At 68.3% G+C, this 14,189-nt stretch carries 12 protein-coding genes; 7 read left to right on the top strand and 5 right to left on the bottom strand.

All coding sequences use genetic code 11. The annotated features are described in order from the left end of the window. Window positions 1-88: 88 nt before the first annotated feature. The gene (gene recR, locus ACIP6N_RS21835; protein ID WP_401817736.1) at window positions 89-688 is read left to right on the top strand and encodes a recombination mediator RecR; all 600 of its coding nucleotides are present in this window, start codon (window positions 89-91) and stop codon (window positions 686-688) included. Next, on the top strand, window positions 681-1,349 hold the full coding sequence (locus tag ACIP6N_RS21830; RefSeq protein WP_401817734.1) for a DUF5063 domain-containing protein: 669 nt from the start codon (window positions 681-683) through the stop codon (window positions 1,347-1,349). Before recR ends, ACIP6N_RS21830 begins: the two co-directional genes overlap by 8 nt. Here ACIP6N_RS21830 and ACIP6N_RS21825 read toward each other — a convergent pair. Continuing rightward, window positions 1,300-2,115 (bottom strand): TetR/AcrR family transcriptional regulator, encoded by an 816-nt coding sequence (locus ACIP6N_RS21825; protein WP_401817732.1) that lies wholly within the window; start codon window positions 2,113-2,115, stop codon window positions 1,300-1,302. The genes ACIP6N_RS21830 and ACIP6N_RS21825 overlap by 50 nt on opposite strands. A 219-nt stretch (window positions 2,116-2,334) precedes the next feature. Between ACIP6N_RS21825 and ACIP6N_RS21820 the strand changes: the two genes are divergently transcribed. The 5 genes from ACIP6N_RS21820 (at window position 2,335) to ACIP6N_RS21800 (ending at window position 8,080) form a co-directional block, all read left to right on the top strand. Beyond that, complete coding sequence (locus ACIP6N_RS21820) at window positions 2,335-3,174, top strand: GNAT family N-acetyltransferase (RefSeq protein WP_401817893.1); 840 nt, start codon at window positions 2,335-2,337, stop codon at window positions 3,172-3,174. Between the two features lie 270 nt (window positions 3,175-3,444). Continuing rightward, on the top strand, window positions 3,445-4,716 hold the full coding sequence (locus tag ACIP6N_RS21815; RefSeq protein WP_401817730.1) for an aspartate kinase: 1,272 nt from the start codon (window positions 3,445-3,447) through the stop codon (window positions 4,714-4,716). After that, entirely contained in the window at window positions 4,713-5,780 is a 1,068-nt protein-coding gene (locus ACIP6N_RS21810; RefSeq protein ID WP_401817727.1) for an aspartate-semialdehyde dehydrogenase, read from the top strand. The genes ACIP6N_RS21815 and ACIP6N_RS21810 overlap by 4 nt, the downstream gene beginning before the upstream one ends. Window positions 5,781-6,107: 327 nt before the next feature. Continuing rightward, the gene (locus ACIP6N_RS21805) at window positions 6,108-6,767 is read left to right on the top strand and encodes a SigE family RNA polymerase sigma factor (RefSeq protein WP_401817725.1); all 660 of its coding nucleotides are present in this window, start codon (window positions 6,108-6,110) and stop codon (window positions 6,765-6,767) included. Between the two features lie 173 nt (window positions 6,768-6,940). Further along, window positions 6,941-8,080, top strand: coding sequence for a hypothetical protein (locus tag ACIP6N_RS21800; protein WP_401817723.1), 1,140 nt, complete (start codon window positions 6,941-6,943; stop codon window positions 8,078-8,080). Between the two features lie 25 nt (window positions 8,081-8,105). Here the strand turns inward: ACIP6N_RS21800 and ACIP6N_RS21795 are convergent, their stop codons facing one another. The 4 genes from ACIP6N_RS21795 to htpG all read right to left on the bottom strand — a co-directional run bounded on the left by ACIP6N_RS21795 (window position 8,106) and on the right by htpG (window position 14,050). Then, the gene (locus ACIP6N_RS21795) at window positions 8,106-8,861 is read right to left on the bottom strand and encodes an SURF1 family protein (protein WP_401817720.1); all 756 of its coding nucleotides are present in this window, start codon (window positions 8,859-8,861) and stop codon (window positions 8,106-8,108) included. A gap of 224 nt (window positions 8,862-9,085) precedes the next feature. Next, window positions 9,086-10,903: a S9 family peptidase gene (locus ACIP6N_RS21790; RefSeq protein ID WP_401817717.1), complete on the bottom strand. Its 1,818-nt coding sequence runs from the start codon at window positions 10,901-10,903 to the stop codon at window positions 9,086-9,088. A gap of 45 nt (window positions 10,904-10,948) precedes the next feature. Further along, window positions 10,949-11,935, bottom strand: a complete 987-nt coding sequence (locus ACIP6N_RS21785) for a chitinase (protein ID WP_401817716.1) — start codon at window positions 11,933-11,935, stop codon at window positions 10,949-10,951. Window positions 11,936-12,133: 198 nt separating this feature from the next. Beyond that, a complete protein-coding gene (gene htpG / locus ACIP6N_RS21780) occupies window positions 12,134-14,050 on the bottom strand; it encodes a molecular chaperone HtpG (protein ID WP_401817891.1) in 1,917 nt (638 codons plus the stop codon). Window positions 14,051-14,189 lie beyond the last annotated feature (139 nt).

Raw genomic sequence — 14,189 nt, 5'->3', positions numbered from 1 at the left:
TACCCGCGGCAGTACCTCTCACTCATAGCGACACCCGGTCACCCGTAGCAGCACCTGCCGGCGGTATCGGCACTCAGGAAGGCAATCCGTGTACGAAGGCGTGGTCCAGGACCTCATCGACGAACTGGGCAGGCTGCCCGGCGTCGGGCCCAAGAGCGCGCAGCGGATCGCTTTCCACATCCTCCAGGCCGAGCCCACCGACGTACGCCGTCTCGCTCAGATCCTCCTTGAGGTCAAGGACAAGGTCCGGTTCTGTGCCGTGTGCGGCAATGTCGCCCAGGAGGAGCTGTGCGGCATCTGCCGTGACGCCCGCCGCGATCTGACGGTGATCTGTGTCGTGGAGGAGCCGAAGGACGTCGTCGCCATCGAGCGCACCCGCGAGTTCCGGGGGAAGTACCACGTGCTCGGCGGCGCGATCAGCCCCATCGAGGGCGTCGGCCCCGACGACCTGCGGATCCGCGAATTGCTGACCCGCCTCGCCGACGGAACGGTCACCGAGCTGATCCTCGCGACAGACCCCAACCTGGAGGGCGAGGCCACCGCCACCTATCTCGCCCGCATGATCAAACCGATGGGTTTGAAGGTCACACGCCTGGCCAGTGGTCTTCCCGTAGGGGGCGACCTGGAATATGCCGACGAGGTCACGCTCGGGCGTGCCTTCGAGGGGAGACGACTTCTCGATGTCTGACGCAACGCTGCACGATTCCGCTCAGGACCCGAACGACTTCGCGGTCCAGATCGCCGACCAGATCGAGAGCTTCATCGTCGCCGTCACGGAGGTGGCGAAGGGCGACGAACCCGACAGCGCGGTCCCGTTCCTGCTGCTGGAGTTCTCCCAGCTCATGCTGGCCGGCGGTCGCCTCGGCGCGCACGAGGACATCCTCCCCGCCGACCGGTACGAGCCCGACCTCGGTCCGGAGCCGGACACCGACGAGCTGCGCGAGCGCTTCGCCGTGATCCTGGAGCCGATCGATGTCTACTCCGAGGTCTTCGACCCGTACGAGCCCCGCAAGGCGCCTGTGCCCTCGCGCATTTCCGACGACATCGCGGGCGTGGTCTCCGACCTGCGCCACGGCATGGCCCACTACCGTGCGGGCCGGGTCACCGAGGCGCTGTGGTGGTGGCAGTTCTCGTACTTCTCCAGCTGGGGCTCCACCGCCTCGGCCACTCTTCGCGCCCTCCAGTCCCTGGTGGCCCACGTCCGCCTCGACCAGCCCCTTCCGGCTCTGGACGGCCTGGACACGGACCAGGACCTGAGCGAAGGCGCGGAAGACATCCTGGCGGAAGAGGCCGGCCAGGTCATGGCCGCGGAGATCGGCGCCCCCCTGGGCCTGCGCGCACTCCGCTGACGGCACCGGCCGCCCTCGCCTCAGCCTTCGTGCTGCTCGTTTCCCCGACGCCCGGCGTGGAGCTGGTGCCCGGGATTCGTCCGGCTGGGCGGCTGTGGGCTATGCCGTCGATGAGGACGTCAAGCGCCCAGTCGAACCGGGCGAGGCCACCGGAGGACAGGTCCACGTGCAGGGTGTGGATGAGCGGGAAGTCCCGCGCGGGGGCGTTCACGTAGGCGCGGGCCAGCGGACTCAACGGGCCGTTCCACGTGTGGCTCGCGCTCTGTCCGGCGGCGGTTCCGGTGACCTGGAGCAGGAGCAGGTCGACGGCCCACGCCGCGACCCGTGGGTCGACACCGCCCTCGACCAGCGGTTCCAGCAGGCTTTCGGTCAGGCGGAGGGCGTGGGGACCCGCCGCGACCGTGTTCATGGCGAGCTGCGCCAGGCCCGGCCGCTCCGTCAGTACGTTCAGATAGGAGCGGAGGACGGACTTGAGCCGCCCGCGCCAGTCGCCGGTCTCGCGCGCGACACCCTCCTGAGGCCCGACAACGTCGCCGAGCGCGCGCTCCAGTATCAGCGAGTGCAGCTCGTCCAGATTCGACACGTACACATACAGCGACGCCGGGCCGGTGTCGAGGGCGGTGGCCACCTTGCGCAGGCTCAGCCCGGACAGCCCGTACTGGCTCAGCAGCTCCAGGCCCGTGGTGACGATGGCGCCCTGGCTCAGGGGCGCCTTGGCGGGCCGGGCGCGGCGGCTGACGATCTCACGCGGTGCGTTTTCGGACATAGCGACTACGGTAGCCAGACGAACACCATTCGTAAAGTACACCGTTCGGGGGAGCTGTTGTCCGACTTTGACGCTTTCGCCGGATGCCGTGCCCTTCCGGCGTATCGTGCTCTCAACCGCGGGCCCTCGGCGCCGTGGAGGGTGTGACTACCTCGCTGGAGATCGACAGTGACGTTTGAGATCGGAACGGCGAACGCCGATGAAGTCGGCCAACTCGCCATGTGGGCGCACGAAGAGGGATGGAATCCGGGGAAGTCCGACGGTCTCGCCTTCTTCCCGGCCGACCCGGCGGGGTTTCTGTTCGGGCGGCTGGACGGTAAAGCGGTCGTGTCCATCTCCGCCGTGCGCTACGGCAGCGGCTTCGGGTTCATCGGTTTCTACATCGCCCGCCCGTCGGTGCGCGGGCGGGGATACGGAATCCAGGTCTGGCAGGCCGCCATGGCGCGGCTGGCCGGCCGCAACATCGGCCTCGACGGAGTGGTGGACCAGCAGGAGAACTACCGCAAGTCCGGCTTTCGCAGAGTGTGGAACAACATCCGCTACGAAGGCGTCCCCACCGGCCTCGACCTCACGAACGGCACCGGTGACGGCATCGCGGACGGCACGGCGGAAGCCGTCGCGGACGGCATCGCGCTGGTCGACGCCCGCACCGTCGCCTTCGATCAACTGGCCGCCTACGACCGCCGGTTCTTTCCCGCGCCGCGTGACGCGTTCCTCGCCTCATGGATCGGCCTGCCCGGCCGGACCGGCCTCGTCGCGGTGCGGGACGGAGCGCTGCAAGGCTTCGCGGCGATGCGCCCGTGCAGCGGAGCTTCGCGCATCGGGCCGCTGTACGCCTCCTCGCGGGGTGTCGCGGCCGCGCTGGTGGCCGGGCTCGCCTCGACCGTTCCCGGAGAGCCCGTGGCCCTCGACATTCCCGACATCAACGGACCGTCCGTGGCGCTGGCGGAGGAACTCGGCCTGACACCTTCCTTCGAGGCCGCGCGGATGTACACGGGCCCGGCTCCGGACGTGGACCTGCCGGGACTGTTCGCGGTCACCAGTCTCGAACTCGGCTAGCGCTCCACCGCGGCTGGCCGCGACCGTTCACGTGCGCGCCCTTGAAACGCACGCGCCCGTACAGCCCGACGGCGACGGCGCGCCCGGCGTGACGTGGCCCACGTTGTGCGTGGTCCGCGCGGTCCGGGGCATGGTTCCCCACGGAACGGCTGTGTGCGGCACCCGGTTCTTGGAGTGAGCGGGACATCTCACGCTTTGATATGAACGGGTCGCCATGCGGTCGCTCGTTAAACTGAGCCGACAACGTAATGAATGGATCGAGGAGCGCACGTGGGCCTTGTCGTGCAGAAGTACGGAGGCTCCTCCGTAGCCGATGCCGAAGGCATCAAGCGAGTCGCCAAGCGCATTGTGGATGCCAAGAAGAGCGGCCACCAAGTGGTCGTCGTGGTATCCGCGATGGGCGACACGACGGACGAGTTGATCGATCTCGCCGGGCAGGTGTCCCCGATTCCGGCCGGGCGAGAGTTCGACATGCTGTTGACCGCGGGAGAGCGGATCTCCATGGCGCTGCTGGCCATGGCGATCAAAAACCTGGGCCATGAGGCCCAGTCGTTCACGGGCAGTCAGGCCGGCGTCATCACCGACTCGGTCCACAACAAAGCGCGCATCATCGATGTCACGCCGGGCCGGATCCGTACGGCGCTGGACGAGGGCAACATCGCCATCGTCGCTGGATTCCAGGGCGTGTCCCAGGACAAGAAGGACATCACCACCCTGGGGCGCGGTGGTTCCGACACCACCGCGGTCGCGCTCGCGGCCGCGCTGGAAGCCGAGGTCTGTGAGATCTACACGGACGTGGACGGCGTCTTCACGGCCGACCCGAGGGTCGTGCCGAAGGCGCGGAAGATTGACTGGATCTCCTTCGGTGACATGCTGGAACTCGCGAGTTCCGGCTCCAAGGTGCTGCTGCACCGGTGCGTGGAGTACGCACGTCGCTACAACATCCCGATCCATGTGAGGTCCTCGTTCTCGGGGCTGCAAGGCACATGGGTCAGCAACGAACCACAAGGGGACCGCAAGGTGGAGCAGGCCATCATCTCCGGTGTCGCCCATGACACCTCCGAGGCGAAGATCACGGTCGTCGGTGTCCCCGACAGGCCCGGTGAGGCCGCCACGATCTTCCGGGCCATCGCGGACAACGACATCAACATCGACATGGTCGTGCAGAACGTATCCGCCGCGTCGACGGGCCTGACGGACATCTCCTTCACGCTGCCCAAGACCGAGGGCCGCAAGGCGGTCGACGCCCTGGAGAAGACGAAGTCGACGGTGGGCTTCGCCTCGCTGCGCTACGACGACCAGATCGCCAAGATCTCGCTGGTCGGCGCCGGCATGAAGACCAACCCGGGCGTGACGGCGACCTTCTTCGAGGCTCTGTCGAACGCGGGCGTGAACATCGAGTTGATCTCGACATCCGAGATCCGCATCTCGGTGGTCACCCGCGCCGACGAGGTCAACGAGGCCGTGCGCGCCGTACACACCGCCTTCGGGCTCGACAGCGACTCCGACGAGGCCGTTGTCTACGGAGGCTCTGGGCGATGACCGGCAGACCGGCACTCGCGGTCGTCGGTGCGACCGGTGCTGTCGGCGCCGTCATGCTCCAGATCCTGTCGCAACACGCCGATGTGTGGGGCGACATCAGACTGATCGCCTCGCCGCGTACGGACGGCCGCAAGCTGTCCGTACGCGGCGAGGCAACCGAGGTCGTCGGGCTCTCCGAGGAGGCGCTGGACGGCATCGACGTGGCGCTGTTCCTCGTGCCGGACGAGGTGTCCGCGTACTGGGCGCCGATCGCGGCCGCCAAGGGCGCGGTCGTCGTGGACAATTCGGCCGCTTTCCGGATGGACCCCGACGTACCCCTGGTCGTGCCCGAGCTGAATCCGCACGCCGTACGGTCCCGTCCGCGCTCCATCATCGCGAGCCCGGGATCGGCCACGCTGTCCATGATCGTCGCGGTGGGCGCGCTGCACGCCGAGTTCGGTGTGCGGGAGCTGGTGGTCTCCTCGTACCAAGCGGTCAGCGGCGCCGGACAGGACGGTGTCACGGCCCTGCGCGACCAGCTCTCCGTGGTCGCCGGTACGGAGCTGGGGGCGCATCCGGGGGATGTGCGCCGTGCCGTGGGCGACACCACCGGGCCTTTCCCCGGACCGCTCGCGCTCAATGTCGTGCCGTGGTCGGGATCGCTCCAGGAAGGCGGCTGGTCCTCCGAGGAGATGGCGATCCGCGAGGAGAGCAGGAAAATCCTCGACCTGCCCGATCTGCGGGTGGCGGCGACCTGCGTCCATGTCCCGGTCATCACCACGCACTCGCTGGCCGTGCACGCGCGCTTCGAGCACGAGATCACGGTCGACCGGGCGCACGAGATCCTGGCGACCTCGCCGGGTGTGGTGCTGTTCGACAACCCGGGGGCGGGCGATTTCCCGACGCCCGCCGACGTCGTGGGGACGGACCCGACGTGGGTGGGGCGCGTGCGCCGCTCGCTGGACGACCCGAGGGCGCTGGAGTTGTTCGTCTGTGGCGACAACCTCCGTAAGGGCGCTGCGCTGAACACGGCTCAGATCGCCGAGACCGTGGCTGCGGAACTGTCGCAGCGGCTTTCTGAATAGCCGCAGGCCGGCCCGCCGATGCGGTCCGCTGTCCGTTCCGTGAAACTCTCCTTCTTTTTTTGTGCGTCTTGTGAACGTCCTGTGATCAAGTCGGTGGTCTGTACCACTTGAACTGGGACGTCGTGATGTCCGACGATGCCCCAGTTGGCTTTCCGTCCGGGTTCGCAACCGCTCGCCGACACGGATGCGTCTACGTGGTAGCCCCATGCGGCGCGGCGCATATCGGGGCACTGGGGGAGATCGGTTACGTATGAGGGTAATGAGTGCAGCGTCAAAAGTGGTGGCGTGCGCGTACAACCCTGACGGGGGGAAGCGTGTCCAACAGACGTGGCAGAGGTTCTCGACATCACAGCGATCGGCCCGATACGCGGCGCGATACGCCCTCCCCGGCGACCCCGCACGCCCGAGGGCATGCCGGTGATCGCTCCCGTGCCGACGACGCGGCCCGCCCGCATCCCGTCCCAGCGTGAGAGCGCTGACGACTCGATGACCGCGGGCACGACCGTCGACCATCTGACCGAGACCTACCGCGCCCATTACCGTTCGCTGCTCGGCCTCGCCGCGCTCCTCCTGGACGACACCGCCTCCTGCGAGGACGTCGTCCAAGAGGCGTTCATCCGGGTCCACTCGGCGCGCAAACGCGTACGGGAGCCGGAGAAGACCCTCGCGTACCTGCGGCAGACTGTCGTCAACCTTTCCCGGTCCGCCCTGCGCCGTCGCATCCTCGGTCTCAAGCTGCTCTCCAAGCCGATGCCGGACATGGCGAGCGCCGAGGAGGGCGCGTACGACCAGCTGGAGCGGGACGCGCTGATCAAGGCGATGCGCGGGCTGCAACGGCGTCAGCGCGAGGTACTGGTCCTGCGGTACTTCTCCGACATGACGGAGGCGCAGGTCGCCGAGACCCTGGGGATATCCCTGGGCTCGGTGAAGGCCTACGGTTCCCGGGGCATCGCGGCGCTGCGCGTCGTCATGGGGGCCGATTCATGAATGAGCGCGGGCGGAGCGGGCAAAGACCGAGTGGGCGCGGCCCCGGTGGTCGGCGGGACCGCGAGAACCAGCCGCAGAGGCCTCAACGGCACCAGCGGCATCAGCAGCGGAACAAACGGATCGATCAGGACGGGCCGGACGGGCCGTTGCGCGACCTGAGTGGGAACGGAATTGTGAACAACGGGCCGGAGAACGAGTCGAGCGGCCTCGGCGGTGAGGAGCAGGCGCTGCGCCGGCTGCTGCACGGCGCCGTAGAGGACCTGGAGCCGTCCGACGGCACCCTCGATCATCTGCTCAAGGCAGTGCCCCGCAGGCGGGCCAGGAAGCGGCAGGCGCTCGTGGGCGCGGCCGCCGCCGTGCTCCTGTTCGGTACGGCGATTCCTGCTTTCGTCCACGTCGCGGGGGCCGGCGGTACGGCTCAGGACCACGCCGTCAACGCCGGTCACGGCCAGCAGGCCCAGGGCGGCGCGGGCGGTGACACGAGCACGGGCGGCGCGGCAGGGCAGAAGAACGGCAAGCCCTCGGGCACGATGACCGGTGACGAGGGTGACCCCGGCAAGACGAAGGAGTCCGGCGGCTCCGAGTCGGCCGACCCCGAAGGCGGCGGTGCCGGCGGCGCCCTGGGTGGCGCCCTCGGCGGTGCCTTTGGCGGCACTCCCGGCGGCGTCCTGGGTGGCGCCTCCAGCTCCACGAACCCGTTCAGTGCCTCCTCACCCGTGTGCGACCCCGGCCAGCTCGGGATCACCGCCGCCGAGGCCGGCGAGCCGGACGGGGCGGGCAGGGTGTACGGGACTTTCCGCGTCGCCAACGTCTCGGGCAGCGACTGCGCGGTAACCGGCGCCGGATCCATCGGCTTCGAGGCGATGGGCGCGGCCGACCCCGGCAGGATCCAGGTCGTGGAGCACGTGTCGGGTGACCCGGCGTCCGGGCTGCCCGACCCGTCGCAGGAGGCCGCCGCGCTGCTGCTCGCGCCGAACACCTCCTACGAGGTGAGGTTCGCGTGGGTGCCCTCCGACACGTGTCCGGCCTCCGAGCCCACGCCTTCCCAGACGCCCGCACCTTCCGGGGACGACTCTTCGGAATCCTCGGACGAGAGCGGTGGTTCCGGCTCGGTCCCCGACGCGAAGACAGAAGCGGGATCCGGCGCGGAAACGGCGAATCTGGAGCCCCAGCTCCTCACCGAGGACGCCGCGGAGGACGGCAGCGTCTCCGTGTCGCACACCCCTGAGCCGGGCGCGTCGAGCGCGTCCGCGACGATTCCCAACGCCTGCGCGGGCACGATCTACCGAACGGGCGTCCTCAGCACTCCGTAGTGCCGCTCGTCGGCTGCGAGGACGGTCAGGCAGCGGTTTCCAGCCCGAGGGCCTCGTCCTTGACCGCCTCGACCTCGCGGCGCAGCAGCCGGAACCACATGAAGACCACGAACCCGGCGAAGACGAACCACTCACCGGTGTAGCCCAGGTTCTGGAACGCCTTGAGGTCGAGCCCGGTGTTCTGCGGCGCCGCCGCGGGTACGGGGAGCAGTCCGTCCGGCGCCCGGGCGACCGTGATCCACGCGTTGTACACCTCGTACGGGACGAGGTTGACCAGCGACGCGGCGCTGATCATGCCCAACTGGCCGTGCGGCAGGCCGACGCCCGTATGCACCACGCCGTCGCTGCCCGACGTCTCCGACGCCTGGAGCGCGCCGACCACGGTGACGTCGCCCTGCGGCGGCGCGGGCGCTTTCCTGCCCGGGGCCAGCCATCCGCGTACGACGGGCAGCGCCTTGCCGCCGTCCGTACGCAGCATGGTCAGGACGTACGAGCCGTTCTTGCCGTCCAGCTGCCGGTCGGGCACCAGGAACTGGTCCTCGTACCGTCCGCTCGCCGTGGCGTGCCGGCCTGAGGTCTCCTGGTCGACGGGCAGCAGCTTTCCGAGCGGCTCCGCTTCCCGATCGGCGGGATCGGGGCGCGCCTCGGCGGCCTTGTGCGTATCGACGCGGTCCTCGAAACGGCCGAGCTGCCAGGTCCCCATGAAGACGCAGAACGGGATCGCCAGCAGGACGAAGACATTGATTCCCCACCAGCGCGGAGTCACCAGAAACCGGTACACCCCTCCACGGTACGGAACCTTCGCCCACGGCTCGGCCCCGGGGCCCCGGCGGCCGGGGTCCGGAAGCGCGGCGACCGCTTCCGGGCCCTCGTCCGTGCGCGGCCGACCCCCTTGGCTGTCCCTGCGCCCGGGCACCGGCCTGTCGCCGCCTCGGGGCGGGGCCCGTACCTGCTTCAGAGCCCGAGAGCGGGCGCCTGAAGCAGGTAACCGCCATCCGTCACCCGCTACCCCAGATGCTTGGCCGCGAAGTCCAGCTCCAGCTGGACCTGCTTGATCCGCTCCTCCACCACGAGCGAGCCGTGGCCCGCGTCGTACCGGTACACCTCATGCGTGGCACCGCGCGCCGCGAGGCGGTCCACGTAATTCTCGACCTGGCGGATCGGGCAGCGCGGGTCGTTGACGCCTGCCGAGATGTACACCGGCGCGCGCACCGCGTCGACGTACGTCAGCGGCGACGACGCCTCGAACCTCTCGGGCACCTCCTCCGGCGTACCGCCCAGCAGCGTGCGGTCCATCGCCTTCAGGGCCTCCATCTCGTCGTGGTACGCCGTGACGTAGTCGGCGACCGGCACCGCGGCCAGCCCCACGGCCCAGGCTTCCGGCTGGACGCCCAGCCCGAGCAGCGTCAGATAGCCGCCCCACGACCCGCCCGCCAGCACCAGCTTCGCCGGGTCGGCGAGCCCGGAGGTCACGGCCCATTCCCGGACCGCCGCGATGTCCTCCAGCTCGATCAGCCCGATCCGGTGCTTGAGCGCGTCGGTCCAGGCCCGCCCGTAACCGGTGGAGCCGCGGTAGTTGACCCGTACGACCGCGTATCCGTGATCGACCCAGGCGGCCGGGCCGGCCGCGAAGGCGTCACTGTCGTGCCAGGTCGGGCCGCCGTGGATTTCGAAGACCGTGGGGAACGGACCCTCGCCGGCCGGCCGCTGCACCAGCGCGTGGACCCGGCCGCCGGGGCCCTCCACCCAGGCGTCCTCCACCGGCACCGACGCGGGCGCCTTCATCCCCGGTGGGTCGAGCACGACACCGCCCGCGGTGGAGCGCACCACTGGTGGCCGCGCGGCCGACGACCACAGATACTCCACGGTCCCGTCCGGCCTGGCGGTCGCGCCCGACACCGTCCCCGCAGGGGTCTCGACCTTCGTGAGCGCCTGCTCGGCGAAGTCGTAGCGCCACAGCTCACCGCGGGCCTCGAAACTGTGCGCCACCAACAGCCCGGAGCCGTCCGCGTACCACTCGGCGTTGACGTCGCCGGGCAGTTCGATCGCGAGCTCGGTCTGCTCGCCGGTCAGCGGATCCCAGACGATCGGCTCCCAGCGGCCACGCCGCTGATGTCGGATGAGCAGCCTGCTGTCCCCGGCCACCGGAGCGAAGCCCAGTACCTCGAGCCCCAGCTCACGCGTGCCGCCCTCGGTGTCGTCCAGCTCCGCCACCACAGAGCCGTCCAGCCGCAGCACCCGCACCGCGGAGTGCATCGCGTCCCCGTGCTCGGTGTGCTCGATCGCGAGCAGTGAACCGTCGTACGACAGGTCCCCCACCCCGGCCGACTCCCGGTGCCGGTAGATCTCGACCGGTGCCTCGCCCGGCCGTACGACATGGAGGGACGAGCCGTCCTCATCGGTCGACCGCCCGACGACCGCCGTGCCGTCCCGGCCGAGGGCGAGCCCGGCCGGATAGGAGGGAGCGAGCCCGGGCGCGGCGGGCTCGTCGGCGACTCCGTCCGGCCTCCCGCCGAACGGCTGCCGCATCCAGACCCCGAACTCGTCCCCGTCCGAGTCCGAGAACCACCAGATCGACTCACCGTCGGGCGAGAGGACCCCGTCCGTCGTCCCGTTCTGCCGGTCCGTCGCCTGCCGCTGCGCGCCGCTCGCCCGGTCCCACGCGTACAGCTCGTACGTCCCGGTCGCGTTCGACACGAACAGCGCGCGGTCAGGCGCGTCCTCCGCCCAGTCGGGCAGCGAAACCCGCGGCGCCCGGAAGCGCTTCTCCCACTCGGGCATCTCGGGCGCCGGGGCGGGCAACGAACCGTTGTTCTCAGTCATGCCCCCCATTCTGCGCCCGCCCTCGGACATCCCGACAGGGTCCCCTCACGCCTGTGGACAACTCCGCGGGCTCGGCTGCTTCACCGCGGCTGCCGGCTGCTTGCGCGCGACCGTCGTGTTCATCGCCGAGGAGATGTTCGCGGCCCACTCCCACGGCGCCGCCGTGCCGCCCGGGTCGGAGTTGAAGTACTCCCAGCCCGCGACGCCGCCGAAGTCCGCGTACGTGGAGGCGAGGGAGGAGACGGTCGACCTGAGGGTGTCCATCGGGACGTAGCCGCTGCCGCAGTTCGCCGCGTTCGTGAGCGTGCCCGCCACCACCTTCGAGGCGGGGACCACTCCGTGGTCCACGATGCCTTCGTAGCCGCTGGTGTTCGAGAGCGAGCCCCAGCCGCAGTAGAACTGCGCGTTGAACCAGCTGATGGACGACGCGCGGTCGCGGTAGAGGTCGTCGTAGCTGAAGCCGGACAGGTTGCCGCCGCCGTTCAGTGCCGTGGCGACGGGGGCCAGGGTGACCAGAAAGCCGGCGCCGAAGTCCGCGTGCAACTGGTCTATGACGCGTTCCACGCCCGGGAGGGACATCTGCTCCTCGACGTCGAGGTCTATGCCGTCGAGGTGGTGGGTGGAGATGACGTCTTTCAACATCGGGTAGTACGTGTCGAATTCGGTGTCCAGCCGCTGAAAGCTGCCCTGAGCCGCACCGCCGAGCATGCCCAGCACGTGCACGCCCTTGCTCTGCATGTCGCCCAGATCGCTCCACATCTGATCGAACTTGGCGTCGCTGGGCGGGTTGTCGTTGAGCGTCACGACGCCGTCGCCGTTGAGGTGAATGGCGCCGACGAGTACGTCCGTCGTGCCGGTGTTGTTGTCCGTGAGGGCCCGGGGGGACACATACGTACCGTTGTTGTACTGGGTCTGGTAGTAGACGACGACGCGTCTGTTCTCCGCGGCGCTCGCCGGCCCGGCCGCCGCGAGCGGCGCCGCGAGCCCGACGGCCGCGAGGGTCAGTGTGGTGATCAGTTTCCGCAAGCGCATGATCGTCTCCTTGTGGGGGGGGCATGACATAAAAGCGCTCCCGTACGTGCTCCACAAGGCCGCGTACGTCGTGATCGTGTGCGGCGGTGCCCCAGAAACCCCGGGCGGGGCAGGCCGTCGAACGGCCCGCCCCGCAGGGGTGATCGGTTGCTCAGGCGCCTCTGCGACGTCAGGCGCCTCCAGGACATCAGCGTCTGTCTACAGCGTGCGCTCCAGCCGGTCCGCCATCAGCTTGATGAAGCGGGACGGGTCGCTCAACTCGCCGCCGTCCGCCAGAAGGGCCATTCCGTAGAGGAGTTCGGCTGCCTCCGCGAGACTCGCGTCAGCCTCCCGCTCGGTGTGCGTCTTCTTCAGCCCGGTGACCAGCGGGTGGGTGGGGTTGAGTTCGAGGATGCGCTTGATCTCGGGCATCTCCTGGCCCATGGCGCGGTACATGTTCGCCAGGGTCGGGGTGACATCGTTCGTGTCCGAGACGATGCAGGCCGGCGAGACGGTGAGCCGCGACGAGAGCCGTACTTCTTTCACGCTCTCACTCAGTTCGGTCGTCATCCAGCTCAGCAGACCGGCGTAGTCCTGCTGCTGCTTCTCACGCTCGGCCTCGACCTCCTTCTTCTCCTCCTCGGTGTCGAGGTCGACCTCGCCCTTGGCGATCGACTGCAATTGCTTGCCATCGAATTCCGGAACGGACTGGACCCATACCTCGTCAACAGGATCGGTGAGAAGCAGCACTTCGAAGCCCTTGGCCTGGAAAGCCTCCATGTGGGGAGAACTCTCGATGGCCGAACGGGACTCGCCCGTCATGTAGAAGATGTGCTGCTGCCCCTCCTTCATACGCTCCACGTACTCCTGGAGGGTGGTCAGCCGCTCCTCGTCCTGCGTCGAGGCGAATGACGTGATACCGAGAATCGCGTCCCGGTTCTCGAAGTCGCTGAGGAGCCCTTCCTTGACGATCGGGCCGAACTCCTTCCAGAACGTCAGGTAGCGGTCCGGGCTGCCGGACATCAAGTCCTTCACCGTCGACAGCACCTTCTTCACCAGGCGGCGGTGCATCAACTGGATCTGACGGTCCTGCTGAAGGATTTCACGCGACACATTGAGCGAGAGGTCCTGCGCGTCGACGACACCCTTGATGAAGCGAAGATACTCGGGCATGAGCGCTTCGCAGTTGTCCATGATGAACACGCGCTTGACGTAGAGCTGAACTCCGCGCTTGTGCCCCTGGGTGTACAGGTCCTGCGACGCGTGGGACGGGATGAAAAGCAGCGCCTGGTATTCGAACGTACCTTCCGCCTGCATGCGGACGGTCTCCAGCGGATCGGACCAGTCGTGGCTGATGTGCTTGTACAGCTCGCTGTACTCGTCATCGGTCACCTCGTCCCTGGACCGGGCCCACAGCGCCTTCATCGAGTTGATCGTCTCGACCTCGGCGGAGGCTTCGCTCTCTTCCGCGGCCTCGGCGGGGGATTCGGAGCTCATCCGGATGGGCCACGTGATGAAGTCCGAATAACGCTTGACGATTTCCCGGATTTTCCACGAGGACGTGTAGTCGAAGAGCTGATCCTCGGTGTCCTCCGGCTTGAGCCGCAACGTGACAGACGTTCCTTGCGGCGCCTCGTCGACCGTCTCGACCGTATACGTACCCTCACCGCTGGACTCCCAGCGCGTGCCCTGGCTCTCTCCCGCGTGCCGGGTCAGCAGCGTGACTTCATCGGCGACCATGAAGCTGGAGTAGAAACCGACACCGAACTGTCCGATGAGTTCCTGCGAAGCCGTCGAGTCCTTGGCTTCCTTCAATTCCTTCAGGAATTTAGCGGTGCCGGAGTTCGCGATCGTTCCGATCAGCTGAACCACTTCGTCGTGCGACATCCCAATGCCGTTGTCACGTACGGTAAGGGTGCGCTGATCCCTGTCCACCTCGATGGCGATGTGGAGATCGGATGTGTCGGCCTTCAGCTCGCTGTTGCGGAGAGACTCCAGCCGCAACTTGTCCAGCGCGTCAGAGGAGTTGGAAATGAGCTCGCGAAGGAAAACGTCTTTGTTCGAATAGATGGAATGAATCATCATCTGCAGGAGTTGACGCGCTTCTACCTGAAACTCGAATGTCTCGGCCGGCATATGTACGGATCCCTTTCCACAGTAAAACGGCTGCGCCAATGCGGTGAGCTGATCCACATCGTATCGAGCCGGTACGACCGCATGGGACCTGTCCCAGGACGGGCAGCCGGAGCGACTCCCTCGCCCATGGCTGACAGAG

It is taken from the genome of Streptomyces sp. NPDC088725 (assembly GCF_044751305.1).
Classification (GTDB): domain Bacteria; phylum Actinomycetota; class Actinomycetes; order Streptomycetales; family Streptomycetaceae; genus Streptomyces.
The sequence above is the reverse complement of the archived record's forward strand: the minus strand, read 5'-3'. Positions and strand labels throughout refer to the sequence as shown.